Annotated in this window: 1 protein-coding gene; it reads left to right on the forward strand. The window is 74.3% G+C overall.

Translation table 11 applies throughout. The features are described 5' to 3' along the window. Positions 1–90 precede the first annotated feature (90 nt). Positions 91–1,005: a tetratricopeptide repeat protein gene (locus tag E1258_RS32760; RefSeq protein WP_132407866.1), complete on the forward strand. Its 915-nt coding sequence runs from the start codon at positions 91–93 to the stop codon at positions 1,003–1,005. The last annotated feature ends 133 nt before the right edge of the window (positions 1,006–1,138 follow it).

Genomic DNA, 1,138 nt, shown 5'->3' on the forward strand with positions numbered 1-1,138 from the left:
GATGAGCGGGGTTGAGCAGGGGTGAGAGTCGCAACTGTCGCCGTCGCGGTTGATCTGAGTTCGGCGGGACACGTGCGAGACTAGACAACCATGAGCGACCCACGGATCACCTCGTCGATCTTCACCCGCGGCGCGGTCGACCTCAGCGCACTGCGCGGCACCGCACCGGCCTCCGCCCGAACCAACACACCGGCCCAGGCCGGTCCGTCCTCCGGTCTGCCGGCCGCTGCCGGCGGCAGGTCGGTGGTCGACGTGACAGAGGCGAATCTCCAGGCCGAGGTGCTCGAACGGTCGACCACCATGCCCGTGGTGGTCTTCTTCGGCGCGGCCGGGTACCCGGAGAGCGACCAGTTCGCCCCGGTGCTGGAGCGGCTGGCCGCCGAGGGCGGTGGCGCGTGGACGCTCGCCCGCATCGACGTCCAGGACAACCCCCGGATCGCTCAGATGTTCCAGGTGCAGGGGATCCCCACCGTCTACGCCGTGGTCGGCGGCCGGCCCGTCGACGCGTTCTCCGGGGTGGTCCCCGAGGCGCAGCTGCGACAGTGGATCGGCGCGGTGCTCAAGGCCGGCGGGGTCAGCGTCGCCGAGCCGGAGGACCCGCGCCTCGACGCGGCCGACGACGCCCTGATGAGCGGCGACCTGGATGCCGCCGAGCAGGCGTACAGGAAGATCCTGGCCGAGTCGCCGGCGGACGCCGCGGCCGAGGCCGGCCTGGCCCAGGTCGGGCTGGCCCGCCGGGTTGCCGGCGCCGAGCCGGGCGCGGCGCTCGCCGCCGCCGAGGCCAACCCCGACGACGTCGAGGCCCAGCTGCTCGCCGCCGACATCGAGGTGCTCAGCGGCGTGGCCGAGCAGGCGTACGCCCGACTGGTCGGCCTGGTCCGCCGCACCGCCGGCGACGACCGGGAGAAGGTACGCCAGCACCTGGTCGGCCTGTTCACCGTCGCCGGTCAGGACGATCCCGCCGTCGCCTCCGCCCGCCGGGCCCTGGCCAGCGCCCTGTTCTGAGTTCCGCCGTACGCCAGCGCGGGCCGGCGTTCGCCGGCCCGCCCGACCCACGAGGACGGGAGCCAATGATGCGCCGGATCGCCGTCCTCGACGCGCCGTCCAACCTCGGGCTGCGCCCGCCCACCCCCACCGC

Source organism: Micromonospora sp. KC207 (genome assembly GCF_004348615.1).
Classification (GTDB): Bacteria; Actinomycetota; Actinomycetes; order Mycobacteriales; family Micromonosporaceae; genus Micromonospora.

Excerpts from the sequence above, each read along its gene's own strand:
- E1258_RS32760 (WP_132407866.1), top strand. The coding sequence starts at position 91 with ATGAGCGACCCACGGATCACCTCGTCGATCTTCACCCGCGGCGCGGTC.